Genomic DNA, 17,203 nt, shown 5'->3' with positions numbered 1-17,203 from the left:
CCCGCCGACCCGGCCGGCCGTGGCCCTCGTGCCCGGCCTCTCGCGGCTCAGGAGAAGACGTCCCACCAGGCGGGGTCGTAGAGCACCGCGGCGAGCACCGCACCGACGGCGACCACGAGACCGACCCAGCGGTACGGAGGATCCGGTGCAGCCATGGCGCAGACAATGCCAGACTCGTGGCCCGGCGGACAAGGCGCGACCGGGCGCGGCCACCGGTCGGGTCTCGGCTGCCCCAGCTCCTCGACCCGGTCAGGCGAACAGCGCCCGGAGAGGGCTCAGAGGATGTCGCCGGGGGCGTAGGCGGCAGCCTCCGGGTAGCGGCGGGCCAGCTCCTCGATGCGCGAGACGACGTCGCCCACCTGCGCGACGGCCGCGCCGGTGAAGGTGAGGGGATCCGCGACCTGGGAGGAGATGTCGCCCTCGCTGAGGCCCAGGCGGGAGTCGGCACCGAGCCGCTCGAGGAGGTCGTTGCGGGCCGTGCCCTTCTCGCGCATCTCGAGCGCGACGGCGACGGCGTGCTCCTTGATGGCCTCGTGGGCGACCTCGCGGCCCACTCCCGCCCGCACCGCGGCCATGAGCACCTTGGTGGTGGCGAGGAAGGGGAGGTAGCGGTCGAGCTCGCGCTGGATGACGGCCGGGAAGACGCCGAACTCGTCGAGCACGGTCAGGAACGTCTCGAAGAGGCCGTCGGCGGCGTAGAACGCGTCGGGGAGCGCCACGCGCCGGACCACGGAGCACGAGACGTCGCCCTCGTTCCACTGGTCGCCGGCCAGCTCGCCCACCATGGAGGCATAGCCCCGCAGGATGACGGCGAGGCCGTTGACGCGCTCGCACGAGCGGGTGTTCATCTTGTGCGGCATGGCGCTCGAGCCGACCTGGCCGGGCTTGAAGCCCTCGGTGACGAGCTCGTTGCCTGCCATGAGCCGGATGGTGGTGGCGAGGTTGGACGGCGCCGCCACGAGCTGGACGAGGGCGGTGACCACCTCGTAGTCGAGCGAGCGCGGGTACACCTGTCCGACGCTCGTGAGGACATTCTCGAAGCCGAGGTGGCCGGCGACGCGACGCTCCAGCTCGGCCAGCTTCTCGGCGTCGCCCCCCAGGAGGTCGAGCTGGTCCTGCGAGGTGCCGACCGGCCCCTTGATGCCCCGCAGCGGGTAGCGGACGAGGAGGTTCTCGAGGCGGTCGACGGCCACGAGCAGCTCGTCGGCCACGGTGGCGAAACGCTTGCCGAGGGTGGTGGCCTGGGCGGCGACGTTGTGGCTGCGGCCGGCCATGACCAGCTCGGCGTGCTCGGCCGAGAGCCGTCCCAGCCGCACGAGGGTCGCGACGGCGCGACCGCGCAGCACCTCGAGCGAGGCCCGCACCTGGAGCTGCTCCACGTTCTCCGTGAGGTCGCGCGACGTCATGCCCTTGTGGATGTGCTCGGTGCCGGCGAGGGCCGCGAACTCCTCGATCCGCGCCTTCACGTCGTGGCGGGTGACCCGCTCGCGCTCGGCGATGGACGCGAGGTCGACCTGGTCGACGACGGACTCGTAGGCCTCGATGACGCCGTCGGGCGTCTCGATGCCGAGGTCGCGCTGTGCCTTGAGCACGGCGATCCAGAGCTGACGCTCCAGCACGATCTTGTGCTCGGGCGACCAGATGCGGGCGATCTGCTCCGAGGCGTAGCGGGAGGCCAGGACGTTGGGGGTGCTCACGCTCCTATTCTCTCAGGCGTCCTGCGAGGCCCGGAGCGCGATGTCCGTGCGGTGGTGGGCGCCTCGCACGGAGATGAGCTCGATGCCGGCGTAGGCGCGCTCCCGGGCCTGGGTCAGGTCGTCACCCACGGCCGTGACGGCCAGGACACGGCCGCCGGCCGTGACGAGCCGGCCCTCCGCGTCGCGTGCCGTGCCGGCGTGGATGACGTCGACTCCCTCGAGTGCGTCAGCGGCCTCGACGCCGTCGATGACGTCGCCCGTGACCGGGGCGGCCGGATAGTTCTCCGAGGCCACGACCACCGTGACGGCGGAGGCGTCCTTCCAGGCCGGCAGTCCCACCTCGGCGAGCGAGCCCGTCGCCGCTCCGTGCAGCAGCGTGGACAGCGGCGTGTCGAGCAGCGCCATGAGCGCCTGGGTCTCGGGGTCGCCGAACCGGGCGTTGAACTCGATGACCCGCACGCCGCGGCTCGTGAGCGCGAGCCCGGCGTAGAGGAGGCCCTGGAAGGGAGTCCCGCGGCGCGCCATCTCGTGGACGGTGGGCACGAGCACGCGACGCGTGACGTCGGCGACGAGGTCGTCCGGCGCCCACGGCAGCGGGGTGTAGGCCCCCATGCCGCCGGTGTTGGGACCTGCGTCGGCGTCGAGGGCACGCTTGAAGTCCTGAGCAGGCTGCAGCGGCAGGACAGTGGAGCCGTCGGTGATGGCGAACAGGGAGACCTCGGGTCCGTCGAGGAACTCCTCGATGACCACGCGGTCGCAGCGTGCGGCGTGGTCGACGGCCTCCTGGCGGTCGTCGGTGACGACCACGCCCTTGCCGGCGGCGAGGGCATCGTCCTTCACGACGTACGGAGCGCCGAAGGCGTCGAGCGCGGCCTCGACGGCCTCGGCGGTGTCGCACACGCGGGCCAGGGCCGTGGGCACCTCGGCCGCCGCCATGACCTCCTTGGCGAACGCCTTGGAGCCCTCGAGCTGGGCGGCCTCGCGGCTGGGGCCGAAGCACGGGATCCCGGCGGCGCGGACGGCGTCGGCCACCCCTGCGACGAGCGGCGCCTCAGGGCCGACGACGACGAGCTCGGCACCGAGCGACACCGCCAGCGTCGCGACGGCCTGGCCGTCGAGCGGGTCGACCGCGTGCAGGGTGGCCACGCCCTCGACGCCGGGGTTGCCCGGCGCCACGTGCACCTCGGTGACGTTGGGGTCACGCGAGAGTGCGAGGGCGAGGGCGTGCTCACGGCCGCCGGTTCCGATGACGAGGGTCTTCACGGGACGTCAGCCTAGTGCCCGGCGGACGCCCGGGAGGTATCGAGGCAGGGACCTCGAGACCTGCTCGGGCTGCTGCGGCGCTGGGTGTCCCTGCTCAGTCGAGCAGGTCGTGCACCAGGATCGTCTGCTCGCGGTCGGGACCCACGCCGATGGTGGAGATCCTGGAGCCGCTGATCTTCTCCAGCGCCGCCACGTAGGCCTGGGCGTTGGCCGGCAGGTCCTCCAGCGAGCGCGCTCCGGAGATGTCCTCGGTCCAGCCGGGGAAGTACTCGTAGACCGGCTTGGCGTGGTGGAAGTCGGTCTGCGTCATGGGCATCTCCTCCACGCGCTCGCCGTCGATCTCGTACGCCACGCACACCGGGATCTGCTCGAAGCCGGTGAGGACGTCGAGCTTGGTGAGCACGAAGTCGGTGACCCCGTTGATGCGTGCGGCGTAGCGAGCGATGGGGGCGTCGTACCAGCCACAGCGGCGGGGCCGGCCCGTCGTGGTGCCGAACTCGCCACCGTTCTGGCGCAGGGTCTCGCCGTCGTCGTCGAAGAGCTCCGTGGGGAACGGGCCCTCGCCCACGCGCGTGGCGTAGGCCTTGACGATGCCGATGACCCGCGTGATCTGGGTGGGCGCGATGCCGGAGCCGGTGCAGGCGCCGCCGGTGGTGGCCGACGACGACGTGACGAACGGGTACGTGCCGTGGTCGACGTCGAGCAGCGTGGCCTGGCCCGCCTCGAGCAGCACCGTCTCGTTGCGCTCGAGCGCCTCGTGGAGCAGCAGCGGGGTGTCGGCGACCATGGGCCGCAGGCGCTCGACGTAGCCGAGCAGCTCCTCCACCACCTCGTCGACGTCGACGGAGCGACGGTTGTAGACCTTGGTGAGGATCTGGTTCTTGAGCTCGAGCGCGCCCTCGACCTTGGCTCGCAGGATCTTCTCGTCGAAGAGGTCCTGCACGCGGACGCCGAGGCGGTTCATCTTGTCGGCGTAGGTGGGGCCGATGCCGCGTCCGGTGGTGCCGATCTTGCGGCTGCCGAGGAAGCGCTCGGTGACCTTGTCGAGCGTGCGGTTGTAGTCGGCGATGACGTGCGCGTTGGCGCTCACCACGAGACGGCTCGTGTCGATGCCGCGCGCCTCGAGACCGTCGATCTCGTGGAAGAGCACCTCGAGGTCGACGACGACGCCGTTGCCGATGACGGGCGTGCAGCCCGGGCTCAGGATGCCGCTGGGCAGCAGGTGCAACGCGTACTTCTCGTCGCCGATGACGACGGTGTGACCCGCGTTGTTGCCGCCGTTGAACTTGACCACGAGGTCGACGCGGCTGCCGAGCAGGTCGGTCGCCTTGCCCTTGCCCTCGTCGCCCCACTGAGCCCCGACGATCACGACTGCAGGCATGGGATCGCACCACCTCGCACAGAAGACAAGCCCCGGTCACGGGGCTCTTACCGACGCAGCCTATCGGTTGTGCACCTACGCTGACCATTGATGACGACTCCCGACAGGCCATGGGTGCTGGTGGCCAACGCAGCGGCCGGTGGCAACGACGACGAGATCGTCGACGCGGTGGTCGCCCTGCTGCGCCCCGAGATCGACGTCGTGCTGCACCGGACCTCGAGTCCCGAGGAGCTCGAGCCGGTGGTCAAGGAGGCGGTCGGCGGCACGGTCCTGGTGCTGGGCGGCGACGGCAGCATCCACGCCGTCGTGTCCGCGCTCGACCGGTTCGACCTGCTCGAGGACGTGGCCGTGGCCGTCGTCCCCCTCGGCACGGGCAACGACTTCGTGCGCACCATCGGCATGGCGGAGGACACCATGGAGGCCGCCGGCCAGGTGCTGTCGTGCACCGAGCGCCGCGCCGACCTCGTGCGCGACCAGGACGGCGAGATCGTCATCAACGCCGTGCACGTGGGTCTGGGCGTCCACGCCAACGTCGCCGCCGAGCCGTGGAAGAAGGCGCTCGGCCCGGTGGGCTACGCCATCGGCACGATCGTCGCCGGAGTCACGGGGCGCGGCGTCGACGCCGTCGTGGAGATCGACGGCCAGCGCGTGAAGTCGCCCCGGCGGCTGCTGCAGGTGGCGGTCGGCAACGGCAAGTACGTCGGTGGCGGCGCTCCGCTGCTCCCCGACGCCGACCCCTTCGACGGGCTCCTGGACGTCGCGGTCTCCTGGTCCACTCCGCGCTGGCACCGGCTCGGCTACGCCTGGCGCCTGCGCCGCGGACGCCACCCCATGCGCGACGACGTGGTCTACCGCCAGGCCACCACCGTGACGGTGCGCGGCGAGAGCATGGCCGCCAACCTCGACGGCGACATCGGCGAGCCCGGCCGCACGCACACCTGGACGGTCCAGCCCGGCCGTCTTCGCCTTCTCGTCCCCTAGCCCGGTTCACCACGGGGTCGGGGGAGACGTGACGCCCCACGGGAGATCTCCCGTGGGGCGTCAGCGCTTGCCGTGGGGCGTGAGTCAGTCGACGAGCTCGGCGTACGCCTCGGGGCTCGACTCGTGCAGGAACTCGCGGCAGCGGTGCGCCTCGGCGTCGTCGCCCACGCGGACCGACGCCTCGGCCAGTGCCGCGAGCGAGCGCAGGAAGCCCTGGTTGGGCTCGTGCGACCACGGCACGGGGCCGTGGCCCTTCCAGCCGTTGCGGCGCAGCAGGTCGAGCGAGCGGTGGTACGAGGTGCGCGCGAAGGCGTAGCCCTCGAGGTCGAGGCCGTCGTCCAGCGCGCCCTCCGCGAGGAGGGCCCACCCGAGGGTGGAGTCGGGGTGCGCGGCCACGACGTTGCGCACGTCGGTGCCCTCGGCGATCTCGGCGGCTCCGGGGTCGGCCGGCAGCAGGGTCTCGGGCGGCTCGCCCAGCAGGTTGCTCATGCCCTGACCCTAGCCAGCCGACCCCGGAGGTCGTTCACGCGCAGCAGACGCTGTCCGCGACGACCGGTGCGGCGGCGACCCGGCGACGACGGACGGCGGACGTCGCGAGGAGCGCGACCGTGCCGGCCAGCCCCACCGCGGCGAGCCCGCTCACCAGCGCCACCGCTGCGTCCATCCCCGGCAGCGTGTCGGCGGGTCCCGTGGCCGACCCGAGGATGGCCGTGACGACGGCGATGGTGACGGCGCCGCCCACCTGGACGCTCGTGTTCACGAGGCCCGAGGCGAGTCCCTGCTCGTGGTCGGCCACGCCGGACGTGGCCTGCGAGTTGATCGACGGGAAGCACAGCGCGAAGCCGACCCCGAGCAGGACGATCGTCGGCAGCAGGAACGCCGCGTACGACATGCCGGCCGTCGCCCGCAGGAAGAGCAGGTAGCCGCCGAGGAACGCCGCCATGCCGAGCCCGATGAGCGGCACCGTGCCGAACCGCTCCAGCACGGCGTCGATCTTGAAGGCACTCAGCACCACGAGCAGGCCCGCCGGCAGGAAGCCGAGCGCCATGGCCGTGGGCGACCAGCCGAGCACGTCCTGCAGGTAGAGGGTCACGACGAACTGGAACGCGGCGTAGCTGCCGAACATGAGGGCGCCGATCGCGTTGGCGTGCAGGATGTGCGCCGACCGGGCGATGCCGAGCCGGAAGAGCGGGTGGTCGTGCCGGGACTCGACGGTGAAGAACGTCGCGGCGAGGGCGAGGCTCACGACGAGCGACCCGACGGTCTGCGCGCTCGTCCAGCCCACCTCGGGCGCCTGGACGACGGCGAAGACGAGGAGCAGGAGCGCGGCGGTGCTGGTGACGGCACCCACGACGTCGAAGTGGGCGAGGGAGAAGCGCTCCTTGGCCGCGCGCGGCACGACGGTCCAGCCGGCCGCGAGGATCAGGAGGGCCAGCGGGCCGGGGAGCAGCATCGTCGCGCGCCAACCGACCTCCGTGAGGATGCCGCCAAAGACGAGGCCGAGGGAGAAGCCGCTGGCGCCGCACACCGTGTAGATGCTCAGGGCGCGGCTGCGCGCGGGGCCCTCGGCGAAGGTCGTGGTGATGATCGAGAGGCCGGACGGGACCGTGAACGCTGCGGCCACGCCCTTCACGAAGCGCAGGGCGATGAGGAGGGACGGGTCGCTCACGAGGGCGCTGGCCACCGAGGCCACGCCGAAGACGGCCACCGCAGCCAGGAACACCTGGCGCCGGCCGACGAGGTCGGAGACGCGCCCGCCCAGCAGGAGCAGGCCGCCGTAGCCGAGGACGTAGCCGCTCACGATCCACTGGAGCATCGACGGTGCCATGTCGAGCTCGGCGCCGATGGAGGGCAGGGCCACGCCGACCATGGAGATGTCGAGTCCGTCGAGGAAGAGGGCGCCGCAGAGGACGACGAGAAGGATCCACGTGGACCGGGTCCAGCCGTCGCGCTCCGTGAGGTGCAGCGGCGGGACGTCGGTCCCGGGGCGGGTGAGGAGTGAGGTCATGTCGGCCACGTTATATGCATGTGCATTAGATTCGCAAACAAATATTTCGTTAACATATTGTGCACGTGGATGTTAAGGTGATCACATGACGAAACGCGCCGACGACGCCCTCGCGACGTCGTGGCACGAGCTCATGGCGCGGTACAACCGGCTCGTGTGCCGCCTCGACCGCGAGCTCCAGGCCGAGCACGGACTCACGTCGTCGGAGTTCGAGGTGCTGCAGCAGCTGCGGGGCTCGGACGAGTCGCTCAGCATGAGCCGGCTCGGCGAGCACGCCCACCTCACGCAGAGCGCGCTCTCCCGGCTCGTCAGCAAGCTCGAGGCGGCGGGTCTCGTCTCGCGAGCCATGTGCGCCGACGACCGCCGCTCGGTCCGCGTGTGCATCACGCCGGCCGGCACGGAGCGATTCGACGCCGCCCGGCCCACCCAGCGCGCCATCCTGCGCGACGAGTCCTCGGAGTGCGCCACGGCCGCCGAGGGTCTGCTGCTCCCCCGTCCCTGAGGTCGCCGGCCCACACCCCACGGAAAAGACTCACTCCCCACGGCCTGCAGGCCGTGGGGAGTGAAGTCTTCCGTGGGACCGTGGTGAACCGGGCCTGGGGTCAGAGCTGGGTGCCGGCGGAGCGGAGGTCCTGGCAGGCCTGGACGACGCGGGCCGACATGCCGGCCTCGGCAGCCTTGCCCCACGCGCGCGGGTCGTAGACCTTCTTGTTGCCGACCTCGCCGTCGATCTTGAGGACGCCGTCGTAGTTGGCCAGCATGTGGCCCGCGACGGGGCGCGTGAACGCGTACTGCGTGTCGGTGTCGACGTTCATCTTGACGACGCCGTAGTCGACGGCGTCGGAGATCTCCTGGGGCAGCGAGCCCGAGCCGCCGTGGAAGACGAAGTCGAACGGGGCGTCCTTGCCGTACTTGCCGGCGACGGCCTCCTGCGCGGCCTTGAGGACCTCGGGGCGCAGCTTGACGTTGCCCGGCTTGTAGACGCCGTGCACGTTGCCGAACGTGAGGGCGGTGAGGTAGCGGCCCTTCTCGCCGAGGCCCAGGGCCTCGACGGTGGCCAGCGCGTCCTCGGGGGTGGTGTACAGGTGCTCGCCCATGCCACCCTCGACGCCGTCCTCCTCGCCGCCGACGACACCGATCTCCACCTCGAGGATGATGTTCGCCGCCGCTGCCTGGGCGAGGAGCTCCTGGGCGATGACGAGGTTCTCGTCTAGCGGCACGGCCGAGCCGTCCCACATGTGCGACTGGAAGTACGGCAGGCCGCCGCCCTTGACCCGCTCGAGCGAGGCGGCGATGAGCGGCCGCACGAAGCCGTCGAGCTTGTCCTTGGGGCAGTGGTCGGTGTGGAGGGCCACGTTGATCGGGTACTGCTTGGCGACCTCCTGCGCGAAGGCCGCGAAGCCCAGCGAGCCCGACACCATGTTCTTGACGGTGGGGCCGGAGAAGTACTCGGCGCCGCCCGTGGAGACCTGGATGATCCCGTCGGACCCGGCCTCGGCGAAGCCGGCGAGCGCGGCGTTCAGGGTCTGGGACGAGGAGACGTTGATGGCCGGGTACGCGAACGACTCGCGCTTGGCCTTGTCGAGCATCTCGGCGTAGATCTCGGGGGTTGCGACGGGCATGCAGGCTCCTCCAGAGGGGTAAGGCTTGCGTCGCAGCCTAGTACCCCAGCTCCTTGGCCATGGCACGGGCAGCCACCTGGATGGGGCTCCACACCGACGAGAACGGCGGCGCGTAGGCCAGGTCGAGCATCACGACGTCGTCGACCGTCATGGCGGCGGTGATGGCGACCGCCGCGGCATCGATCCGCAGCCCCGCCCCCTCGCCACCGACCACCTGGACACCGAGGAGCCGACGGGTGCCGCGGTCGGCGACCATGAGGACCGTCATGGGCCGGGCCGTGGAGAGGTAGCCGGCGTGCGTGGTGGTGTCGATGGCCACGACCGCCGGGTCGAAGCCCGCGTCCTCGGCCTGCTTCCGGCCGAGCCCCACGCGCGAGACCTCGAGCGAGCAGAACCGGGTGATGGCCGTCTGCACGACGCCCGGGAAGGCCCAGTGCGGCTCCTCGCCGAGGAGCTCGGCCGCGAGCGCACCCGCCACGACCATGCCCTGCTTGTTGGCGTGGGTGCCCAGCGCGACATGGACCCGCTCGCCGGTGGTGCGGTCGACGCTGGCGACGCAGTCGCCGGCGGCCCAGAGACCCCGATGGCCCTCGACCCGTCCGTGGGGGTCGACCAGAAGAGCGCCCTTGGGGCCCGTGGCGACGCCGGCGTCCTGGGCCAGCCGGGACCGGGCGCCCACGCCGAGGCCGAGGATGACGAGGTCGGCGGACAGCTCCTTGCCGTCGACCACGACGGCCGACACCCGGCCGTCCGTGACCCGGAACTCGCTCACCGCGGAGCCGGTGCGCAGCTCGATGCCACGCGCCCTCATGGCGTCGGCCACGTGCTCGCCCAGCTGGGGCTCGATGAGTCCCAGCGGCACCTCGCTGCGCTCCACCACCGTGGTGTCGAAGCCCCGGGTGGTGCAGGCCTCGGCCATCTCGAGGCCGATGTAGCCGCTTCCGACGACGACGACGTGCCGGGGACGGTCGGCGAGCGCGTCGAGCACCGCCCGGCCGTCGTCGAGCGACTGGACGCCGAGGATCCCCTGGGCCTCGATGCCGGGGAGGTCTGGTCGGACGGGCTCCGCCCCGGTGGCCAGCACCAGGTGGTCGAACGCGACGTCGCCGTCGCTCGTGCGGACCGTCCTGCCCTCGAGGTCGAGCGAGAGCGCCTCGACGCCGAGCCGCAGGTCGATGCCGTGACGCACGTGCTCCTCGGGTGTGCGCGCCACGAGGTCCTCGGCGGAGTCGACCTCGCCCGCGACCCAGTACGGGATGCCGCACGCCGAGTAGGAGACGTCGTGTCCGCGCTCGAGCACCACGACCTCGTGCTCCTCGGGCAGCTGACGCCGCAGTCCTGCCGCGACGGACATGCCCGCTGCGTCCCCACCGATCACCACGACTGTCGCCATGGCCCGAGCCTAGGAGGGGCGGCCCACCTCCGCAGCGCGGATCGTCTTCTCGAACCAGAGCGCCGCGTAGGGGTTGTCGTTGTACGCGGGGACCTCCCGGTAGCCCGAGCGGTCGTAGTGACGGCGCGCGGCCGCGAGGCTCGCGTGCGTGTCGAGCCGCAGCAGCGTCGAGCCGGTACGCGCCGCAGACTCCTCGGCCGCCTGCAGCAGCCGGCGCCCCAGGCCGCTCCCCCGCGCGTCCTCGCGGACCCAGAGCCGCTTCACCTCGGCCGTGCCCGGCTGGAGGGTCCGCACCCCGACGCAGCCCAGCACGTCGTCCCGCGAGAGCGCCAGCAGCAGGGCGCCGCCGGGAGGTCGGAACGGCTCGACGTCGTCGGGTCCGGGGTCGAACCCCTCGGGGAACGTGGCCGCCAGCTCGGCGAAGTACTGGTGCGCCGCCTCACGCGCCGCCCGGGAGCCCGGGTCGACGGCGGAGATCCCGACCGCGCTCATGAGTGGCCGGCGTGGAGCCGTACCCAGGCGTGCATCGCGATGGCGGCCGCGGCACCGGCGTTGATGGAGCGCGTGGAGCCGAACTGGCCGATCGCCAGGGTCGTCCCGCAGGCGGCCACGGCCTCGTCGCTCAGGCCGGTCCCTTCCTGCCCCAGGACGAGGGCGCACGACCTCGGCAGCCGAGCGGTCTCGAGCGGGACGGAGCCCGCCACGTTGTCGACGCCCCACAGCGGCACGCCGTCGGCCTGCGCCCAGGCCACGAGGTCGTCGACGTCGGGATGGTGCTCGACGTGGAGGTAGCGATCGGTCACCATCGCTCCCCGCCGGTTCCAGCGTCGCCTCCCCACGACGTGCACGGCCGCGACGTTGAAGGCGTTGGCGGTCCTCACCACCGAGCCGATGTTGAGGTCGTGCTTCCAGTTCTCGATCACCACGTGGAGCGGGTGGCGCCTCGTGTCGAGGTCGGCACGGATGGCCTCGACGGTCCAGTAGCGGTAGGCGTCGACGACGTTGCGCCGGTCGCCGTCGCGCAGCAGCTCGGGGTCGAGCCGGTCGTCCTGGGGCCAGTCCCCGACCCAGGGACCGACGCCCACCTCGAGCGGCGGCCCTTCCTCGGGCCCTGCCTCAGGCCGTGCGTCAGGCCCCGACACCGAACTCGGCCCGGTAGGCGCGCATCGCGTCGAGGTGCTCGGCGTGCCGGCCGGTCTCCTCGAGGTAGGCGACGACGTCGGACAGCGTGATGATGGCGTGCACGGGCACGCCGGTGTCGCGCTCGACCTCCTGGATGGCGGAGAGCTCGCCCTGCCCGCGCTCCTGGCGGTCGACCGCCACCACGACGCCCGCCACCTCGGCACCGGCGGCGGCGATGATCTCGAGGACCTCGCGCACGGCCGTGCCGGCGGTGATGACGTCGTCGATCACGAGGACCCGGCCCTGCAGCGGCGAGCCGACGATGGTCCCGCCCTCACCGTGGGCCTTCGCCTCCTTGCGGTTGAAGCACCACGGGACGTCGCGGTCGTGCTGCTCGTGCAGCTGCACGGCCGTCGCCGCCGCGATGGGGATGCCCTTGTAGGCCGGGCCCAGGAGCACGTCGAAGGCAGGAGCCCGGTCGACGACGGCGGAGGCGTAGAAGCGTCCGAGGCCGGCCAGCTTGGCGCCGGTGTCGAGCTGGCCGGCGTTGAAGAAGTAGGGCGAGCGGCGCCCGGACTTGAGCGTGAAGTCGCCGAAGCGCAGCACCTCGTGCTGGAGCGCGAACTCGATGAACGCGCGCTGGTAGTCCTGGATCACAGCCCCAGCCACTCCTTCTTGGCGGGCAGCGGATCGACCTCGGCGTTGGGGTCGGCCTTGTCGGTGATCTTCAGGAGGTCTCCGACCACGACGTTGCGGTTGTCGGTGTGGAACAGCTCCGAGCACGTGAGCATCGTGAGGAGGGGCTCGGTGGGCGGCTCGCCGCGCAGGTCGGGATCGGGCACGGGCTGCAGGGGCCACGACGTGGTGAAGGGGACCGTGATCTTGTCGCCGGCGTTGCGGAGCTTGTAGGTGAAGACGTACTTGCGCGTCTCGACGACGACCTTGTCGCCCTTGCGCAGCTTCAGGAAGTCGCGGAACGGCTCGCCGTGCGTGACGCGGTGCCCGGCGATCACGAAGTTGCCGATCTGACCCGGCTTGGCGCCCTTCTTGTACCAGCCGACGCCCTCGGCGAGTGCCTTGTCGCTGAAGCCCCGCACGATCGGGACCTCGTAGTCCTTGCCGAAGCGCTCGACGCGCAGCAGCCCGATGGCGTTGCCGTCCTTGCCCTGGCCCCACGCGTCGGCGATGAGCCGCTTCTCCTCGGCGTGGTGCTGCTTGGCGACGATGTTGGTGCCCCAGTACTGCCACGCGCCGTAGCCGAGCACCCCGAGACCTGCGAGCAGGAGGAGGACGCCGATCATGCGACGGACGCCGAAGCGCCGTCGGCGCCGTGGCGCGGACGGGGGGAACGTGGAGGGATCGGCGGTGGTCATCGTCGCCCATTGTCTCATCCGGATGCGAACCGTGGGGCGCAGTGACGGAGGTCTCGCCCCCTTGCGACACCTGACCCCTCGGATGTCCTATGATCATGTCGACACCCCGCCGTTTCACCCCCCGAGAACGGCGGGGTGCTTCCATGCCCGGGGAGCCCAGCGGCCGTTCAGGCCATGAAGCCCAGCGGTGCGGCCGCCACTCCCGGGAAGACCTTCGAGCGGTCGACGGTCGGGAAGCGGCTCGCCAGGATCTCGCCCAGGACCGAGCGGTAGTCGGTGGTGACAGCGAGGTCGCCGTCGACCTGCTCACCCGCGTCGAGACCGGGCCAGCGAGCGTAGTACTGACCGCCCCGGACGCCTGCGCCCATGGCCAGGACGCAGTTGCCGTAGCCGTGGTCGACCCCCGCGGAGCCGTTCTCCTGCAGCCGCCGCCCGAACTCGCTCAGGGTCACGACCGTCACGCGGTCGCCGGCCGCACCGAGATCGGTGAAGAAGGCCGCCAGGTTGGTGGCCAGCTCCTTGATGGTGGCCTTGACGTTCCAGGACAGCCCCACGTGGTGGTCCCACCCGCCGGCGTCGATCGCCACGGCCTTGACCCCGACACCGGCCTTGATGAGCTGCGCGCCGTGCTGCAGCGCGGTCCCGGCGTCGGAGTACTGGGCGTACGTGGCCCTGCTGGGCTGGTTCTTGACGGCTGAGCCGATGGTCCTGGCGCGCGTGGCCAGGTCGAGGGCGTCGATGCCGGCCGCGCCGACCATCCCACCGGCCTTGGCGTAGGAGCTGCGGATGAGCGCCGACGACGCCTGGAGCAGCCGGGCGTCCTCCGCCAGCGGCATCGCGAGGTCGTCGAGGCGCACCGCGGAGAGCGACGGCGCCGACCCGATCATGGCGGTCGGCGTGGTGGTGGTGCCGAGCTGCAGCTGGTCGAGGACGTCGGGCGAGGACGAGAGGCCCGAGATCATCCGGTTGATCCAGCCCACGCGCGCGGAGCTGCCCGGGTCGGCGTCCTCGACGGCCTCCATGGCCTCGAAGTGGCTGCGGTTCGGTGCCGGCAGGCCGATGGCGTGCAGGGCGGCGAGCTTCCTGGCCTGCCACCACGGCGAGAGCGGGGCGAAGGCCGGGTGCAGGCCGAAGGTCTCGTCGGCGTGCAGGAGCGTCGACGTCGCGACCTTGGTCGTGGGCCGCGCCCGGGCATAGGCCGCCTCGGCGTGCGGAACGACCATGGAGAGACCGTCGGCGCCCCCGCGCAGCGACAGCACGACGAGCACGTTGCCGTCGGTCTCGCCGTAGACGGTCGAGGTGAGCACGTCGCCGACCATGGACGTGACGACGCCGGCCATGGTGGCCAGCCCCGCCGCCCTGAGCAGCGAGCGGCGCGACACGGAGTAGTCGGGGCAGCCGCAGTCGATGGGATCGTTCACTTCAAGACTCCTTGCGGTGTGTTGAGCAGGACGCCCCTGATGACGGTGAGCTCCCAGTCCGACACCTCGGACACGGTCGTGAAGCGGTCGTCGGGCTTCCGCCCGAGCATCGCCGAGACCGTGGAGACGACGCCGGCCTCGGGCACCCGGCCCAGCAGGATCCGCGACTGGTGGTCCACGAGCTCGTCGAGCCTGCGCGGCCAGGCCGCCGGGAGCGAGCCTGCGACGCTCGGGCGCGAGAGCGACGACGACTTCCACCAGTTTCCGCTCAGCGCATAGTGGGTCTGCCAGCTGCGCACCATGCGGGCGGCCGACGCGTAGGTGGCCGTGGTCTCGGGGAAGCCGTCAGGACGCGGCCAGCGGTAGGGATCCTGACCGATGCTGCTCGACATCCACAGGGCGTGCTGCACGAAGGAGGACTCGTCGTCCGTCGGACGTGTGGGGCGCAGGCCCAGGACCCGGGCGGTGGCCACGACGTCGTCGACCGGGGCTCGCATGCGCCGGCGCCGGGACGCGAGGAACTCCGGGTGCGTCCGCAGCGCTCGGAGCGTGGCCTTCACGTCGCTCCCCGACCTCGTGTAGGCCGAGGCCACCGCGCGGACGAGCGTGCTCGACGGGGTGTCGGACACGAAGCGCTGGCACAGGCGCAGCGAGACGCGACGCGCCGTGGCCGGGTGGAGCGCGAGGTAGGACAGCAGGGCCTGGAGGGCGGGGCGGCCGTCCGCGGAGGTGTTCCTGTGCGTGAAGCCCAGCACCCTGACGGTGCCGGTCCAGTGGTCGCGGGGGTCGTAGGACGCCGCGAACCCGTCGAAGACCTTGACCTTGAAGCCGGTGAGCAGCCGGGCCGCGTTCTTGACGTCGGACTCGGTGTACCCCGTGGTGCGTCCGACCGTGAAGAGCTCGAGGAGCTCCCGGCCGAGGTTCTCGTTGATGCCGTTCTTGGTGTTGTCGTAGTTGGTCAGCCAGCCCGACATGGCAGGGTGCACGACCGCCTGCTGCAGCAGCGTCCGGTAGCTCGTGAGGGCGTACCGCCGGATGAGGTTGTCGTAGCCGTAGCGCCACGGGAAGGACTTGTCCTCGTGTGCCGGGACGTAGAGCAGGTTGCTCCAGAAGTCGACCATGACCTCCTGCACGTGGCGGCGCGTGAGCAGCTTGCGCGCCATCGAGTACCGGTTGAACGCGAGGCCGTACTCCCACGCGCTCGACCTCTCGCTCTTGACGTTGGCCCACGCCGTGGCCGGTGAGTGCTTGAGCTCGGGGTACCAGCCGATGACGGCCTCGGCGGCGGTGTCGGCGGTCCTGGACGGGGTGAGCTGCTTCTCGAACCACGCCACGCCCGAGCCCGCTGCCCGGACGTCGCTCACGAGCTGGTGGTCGACACCGAGGCCGAACCGGCTCACGAGGTGCCGATTGGCCTCGGAGAGGACCGAGGGCTTGGTGGCAGCACTGCGTCGAGTGGCCATGGGGGCTCCCTCCCCTGGACGCGTCGCTCGGACGTCGCGTACGTGACTCAGCACCGTCTGTCGACGGCGTGATCCCTCGGAGGACTCCCAGCCTCGTCGGTGGCACCATCCTCGCACCGGCAGGTCGGCCTGTCGACGGGTCTAGGCTCATGGGTCATGAAGACTCAGAGTCGACGTCTCGACGGCCTGGGCACGACGATCTTCGCCGAGATGAGCGCGCTCGCCGCCCGGACCGGAGCCGTGAACCTCGGGCAGGGCTTCCCCGACACCGACGGACCCGACGCCGTCGTCGACGTCGCGGTGGCCGCGCTGCGGTCGGGTCGCAACCAGTACGCCCCGGGCATCGGCGTGCCCGAGCTGCGCGCCGCCGTGGCCGACCACCAGTCCCGCTTCTACGGGATCGCGCTCGATCCCGACCGCGAGGTCGTGGTGACCACGGGCGCGACCGAGGCGATCGCCGCCGCCGTCCTCGGCCTGGTCGACCCGGGCGACGAGGTGCTGGTGCTCGAGCCGTACTACGACTCCTACGTGGCCGTCATCCAGATGGCCGGCGGCGTGCGCCGCCCCGTCACGCTCCGGGCACCGGACTTCCGTCTCGACGTCGAGGCGCTGCGCGCTGCCGTGACGCCCCGCACGACGGCCGTGCTGCTCAACACGCCGCACAACCCCACCGGCACGGTGCTCACACCGGACGAGCTGGCTGCGGTCGCCGCCGTGGCGGTCGAGCACGACCTGGTGGTCATCAGCGACGAGGTCTACGAGCACCTCACCTTCGGCGTCCCGCACGTGCCGATCGCCACGCTGCCCGGCATGGCGGAGCGGACCCTCACGATCTCCAGCGGTGGCAAGTCGTTCGCCTTCACGGGCTGGAAGGTCGGCTGGGCGAGCGGTCCGGCTCACCTCGTCGACGCCGTCATGGGTGCCAAGCAGTTCATCACCTACACGTCGGGCTCCCCGCTGCAGCCCGCCATCGCGGCCGCCCTGAGGATGGACGACGCGTACTTCACGTCGTTCACGGACGGGATGCGGGAGCGCCGCGACCTCCTGTGCGCGGGGCTCGAGGCCGCCGGCCTGAAGGTCTTCGTGCCGCAGGGCACGTACTTCGCCACGACAGACATCCGCCCGCTGGGCTTCGACGACGGCCTCGACTTCTGCCGGCGCCTGCCCGAGCTGGCCGGCGTCGTGGCTGTGCCGCACCAGGTGTTCCACGACGACCAGGACGCCGGCCGTCCCCTCGTCCGCTGGGCCTTCTGCAAGCGCCCCGAGGTCCTCACCGAGGCCGTCACCCGCCTCACCCGCGCCTTCACCTGACCCGAGCCCGTCGGGCGGTGACTTGGCGTCCGCTCCGCGGGGCCACCCCGTCGGGCGGTGACCTGGCGTCCGTTCCGCGGGGTCCACCCGTCGAGCGGTGACCTGGCGTCCGTTCTCGTGCTTGAGCTGACGCCGAACGGACGCCAGCTCACCGCCCTGGGCTGCGAA

The 17,203-nt window shown here is 71.6% G+C and carries 16 protein-coding genes; 3 read left to right on the top strand and 13 right to left on the bottom strand.

Annotated elements, in window-relative coordinates; genetic code table 11:
* Nucleotides 1-275 precede the first annotated feature (275 nt).
* The 3 genes from purB to ASD11_RS00275 form a co-directional block, all read right to left on the bottom strand.
* The gene (purB, locus tag ASD11_RS00285) at nucleotides 276-1,697 is read right to left on the bottom strand and encodes an adenylosuccinate lyase (protein WP_056281689.1); all 1,422 of its coding nucleotides are present in this window, start codon (nucleotides 1,695-1,697) and stop codon (nucleotides 276-278) included.
* 12 nt (nucleotides 1,698-1,709) lie between these two features.
* A complete protein-coding gene (gene purD / locus ASD11_RS00280) occupies nucleotides 1,710-2,960 on the bottom strand; it encodes a phosphoribosylamine--glycine ligase (RefSeq protein WP_056281686.1) in 1,251 nt (416 codons plus the stop codon).
* Nucleotides 2,961-3,054: 94 nt separating this feature from the next.
* Entirely contained in the window at nucleotides 3,055-4,341 is a 1,287-nt protein-coding gene (locus ASD11_RS00275) for an adenylosuccinate synthase (RefSeq protein ID WP_056281683.1), read from the bottom strand.
* 90 nt (nucleotides 4,342-4,431) lie between these two features.
* On the opposite strand from ASD11_RS00275, the gene ASD11_RS00270 reads away from it, so the two are divergent.
* Complete coding sequence (locus ASD11_RS00270) at nucleotides 4,432-5,322, top strand: diacylglycerol/lipid kinase family protein (protein WP_056281680.1); 891 nt, start codon at nucleotides 4,432-4,434, stop codon at nucleotides 5,320-5,322.
* A gap of 84 nt (nucleotides 5,323-5,406) precedes the next feature.
* Here ASD11_RS00270 and ASD11_RS00265 read toward each other — a convergent pair whose 3' ends face one another.
* Complete coding sequence (locus ASD11_RS00265) at nucleotides 5,407-5,811, bottom strand: DUF3151 domain-containing protein (RefSeq protein WP_056281678.1); 405 nt, start codon at nucleotides 5,809-5,811, stop codon at nucleotides 5,407-5,409.
* Between the two features lie 34 nt (nucleotides 5,812-5,845).
* A complete protein-coding gene (locus ASD11_RS00260; RefSeq protein WP_056281674.1) occupies nucleotides 5,846-7,330 on the bottom strand; it encodes an MFS transporter in 1,485 nt (494 codons plus the stop codon).
* Nucleotides 7,331-7,415: 85 nt separating this feature from the next.
* On the opposite strand from ASD11_RS00260, the gene ASD11_RS00255 reads away from it, so the two are divergent.
* A complete protein-coding gene (locus tag ASD11_RS00255; protein WP_056281672.1) occupies nucleotides 7,416-7,832 on the top strand; it encodes a MarR family winged helix-turn-helix transcriptional regulator in 417 nt (138 codons plus the stop codon).
* Nucleotides 7,833-7,932: 100 nt separating this feature from the next.
* Here the strand turns inward: ASD11_RS00255 and fbaA are convergent, their stop codons facing one another.
* The 8 genes from fbaA to ASD11_RS00215 form a co-directional block, all read right to left on the bottom strand.
* Entirely contained in the window at nucleotides 7,933-8,952 is a 1,020-nt protein-coding gene (fbaA, locus tag ASD11_RS00250; protein ID WP_056281668.1) for a class II fructose-bisphosphate aldolase, read from the bottom strand.
* A gap of 37 nt (nucleotides 8,953-8,989) precedes the next feature.
* Nucleotides 8,990-10,345, bottom strand: a complete 1,356-nt coding sequence (locus ASD11_RS00245; protein ID WP_056281665.1) for an FAD-dependent oxidoreductase — start codon at nucleotides 10,343-10,345, stop codon at nucleotides 8,990-8,992.
* Between the two features lie 9 nt (nucleotides 10,346-10,354).
* Complete coding sequence (locus ASD11_RS00240; protein ID WP_056281662.1) at nucleotides 10,355-10,837, bottom strand: GNAT family N-acetyltransferase; 483 nt, start codon at nucleotides 10,835-10,837, stop codon at nucleotides 10,355-10,357.
* Entirely contained in the window at nucleotides 10,834-11,487 is a 654-nt protein-coding gene (locus tag ASD11_RS00235; protein ID WP_056281659.1) for a TrmH family RNA methyltransferase, read from the bottom strand. The genes ASD11_RS00240 and ASD11_RS00235 overlap by 4 nt, the downstream gene beginning before the upstream one ends.
* Complete coding sequence (gene pyrE, locus ASD11_RS00230) at nucleotides 11,474-12,124, bottom strand: orotate phosphoribosyltransferase (RefSeq protein WP_235503218.1); 651 nt, start codon at nucleotides 12,122-12,124, stop codon at nucleotides 11,474-11,476. Before pyrE ends, ASD11_RS00235 begins: the two co-directional genes overlap by 14 nt.
* Nucleotides 12,121-12,840 carry a class E sortase gene (locus ASD11_RS00225; RefSeq protein ID WP_056281654.1) on the bottom strand — a complete coding sequence of 240 codons (720 nt, stop codon included), beginning with the start codon at nucleotides 12,838-12,840 and terminating at the stop codon, nucleotides 12,121-12,123. Before ASD11_RS00225 ends, pyrE begins: the two co-directional genes overlap by 4 nt.
* A 167-nt stretch (nucleotides 12,841-13,007) precedes the next feature.
* Nucleotides 13,008-14,261: a DUF1501 domain-containing protein gene (locus ASD11_RS00220; protein ID WP_056281648.1), complete on the bottom strand. Its 1,254-nt coding sequence runs from the start codon at nucleotides 14,259-14,261 to the stop codon at nucleotides 13,008-13,010.
* The gene (locus tag ASD11_RS00215; RefSeq protein WP_056281645.1) at nucleotides 14,258-15,724 is read right to left on the bottom strand and encodes a DUF1800 domain-containing protein; all 1,467 of its coding nucleotides are present in this window, start codon (nucleotides 15,722-15,724) and stop codon (nucleotides 14,258-14,260) included. The genes ASD11_RS00220 and ASD11_RS00215 overlap by 4 nt, the downstream gene beginning before the upstream one ends.
* 156 nt (nucleotides 15,725-15,880) lie before the next feature.
* On the opposite strand from ASD11_RS00215, the gene ASD11_RS00210 reads away from it, so the two are divergent.
* Complete coding sequence (locus ASD11_RS00210) at nucleotides 15,881-17,035, top strand: pyridoxal phosphate-dependent aminotransferase (RefSeq protein ID WP_056281642.1); 1,155 nt, start codon at nucleotides 15,881-15,883, stop codon at nucleotides 17,033-17,035.
* Nucleotides 17,036-17,203 lie beyond the last annotated feature (168 nt).

Source organism: Aeromicrobium sp. Root495 (genome assembly GCF_001426755.1).
Lineage (GTDB): Bacteria > Actinomycetota > Actinomycetes > Propionibacteriales > Nocardioidaceae > Aeromicrobium.
This window is presented reverse-complemented; position numbering and strand designations above follow the sequence as displayed.

Coding starts and splice junctions, on each gene's coding strand:
- ASD11_RS00275 (WP_056281683.1), bottom strand. CDS start 4,341: ATGCCTGCAGTCGTGATCGTCGGGGCTCAGTGGGGCGACGAGGGCAAG.
- ASD11_RS00270 (WP_056281680.1), top strand. CDS start 4,432: ATGACGACTCCCGACAGGCCATGGGTGCTGGTGGCCAACGCAGCGGCC.
- ASD11_RS00265 (WP_056281678.1), bottom strand. CDS start 5,811: ATGAGCAACCTGCTGGGCGAGCCGCCCGAGACCCTGCTGCCGGCCGAC.
- ASD11_RS00260 (WP_056281674.1), bottom strand. CDS start 7,330: ATGACCTCACTCCTCACCCGCCCCGGGACCGACGTCCCGCCGCTGCAC.
- ASD11_RS00255 (WP_056281672.1), top strand. CDS start 7,416: ATGACGAAACGCGCCGACGACGCCCTCGCGACGTCGTGGCACGAGCTC.
- fbaA (WP_056281668.1), bottom strand. CDS start 8,952: ATGCCCGTCGCAACCCCCGAGATCTACGCCGAGATGCTCGACAAGGCC.
- ASD11_RS00245 (WP_056281665.1), bottom strand. CDS start 10,345: ATGGCGACAGTCGTGGTGATCGGTGGGGACGCAGCGGGCATGTCCGTC.
- ASD11_RS00240 (WP_056281662.1), bottom strand. CDS start 10,837: ATGAGCGCGGTCGGGATCTCCGCCGTCGACCCGGGCTCCCGGGCGGCG.
- ASD11_RS00225 (WP_056281654.1), bottom strand. CDS start 12,840: ATGACCACCGCCGATCCCTCCACGTTCCCCCCGTCCGCGCCACGGCGC.
- ASD11_RS00215 (WP_056281645.1), bottom strand. CDS start 15,724: ATGGCCACTCGACGCAGTGCTGCCACCAAGCCCTCGGTCCTCTCCGAG.
- ASD11_RS00210 (WP_056281642.1), top strand. CDS start 15,881: ATGAAGACTCAGAGTCGACGTCTCGACGGCCTGGGCACGACGATCTTC.